Raw genomic sequence first — 353 nt, 5'->3', positions numbered from 1 at the left:
GCACGGCTGGTTGCGCTTCGGTTACCAAAAGGGCGCGCCGCAGGACCGCTATCGCGCCATCTACGAGGAAAGCGGCCTGCCGCTGATCCTCTTCCAGTATCCGGACGTGACCAAGGCAACGTACAACCTGGAGACGCAGCTTGAGATTGCCGCGCAGCCGGGCGTGTTCGCCATGAAAAACGGCGTACGCAACATGCGCCGCTGGGATACCGAAATTCCCGTGATCCGTCGCGAGAACCCGGAGCTCCAGATCCTGACGTGCCACGATGAATACCTGCTGCACACCATGTTCGACGTGGACGGCGCACTGGTTGGATACGGCAACATCGCGCCCGAACTGCTGATCGAACTGA

1 protein-coding gene is annotated in these 353 nt (G+C 60.9%); it reads left to right on the top strand.

Features of this window, described 5'->3' with window-relative positions; all coding sequences use genetic code 11:
- The coding region (locus RVY79_RS18110) for a dihydrodipicolinate synthase family protein (protein ID WP_317465914.1) at positions 1 to 353 on the top strand (353 nt) is incomplete at both ends.

The organism is Chromohalobacter sp. HP20-39 (assembly GCF_033052815.1).
In the GTDB taxonomy this organism is placed as follows: domain Bacteria; phylum Pseudomonadota; class Gammaproteobacteria; order Pseudomonadales; family Halomonadaceae; genus Chromohalobacter.
The sequence above is the reverse complement of the archived record's forward strand: the minus strand, read 5'-3'. Positions and strand labels throughout refer to the sequence as shown.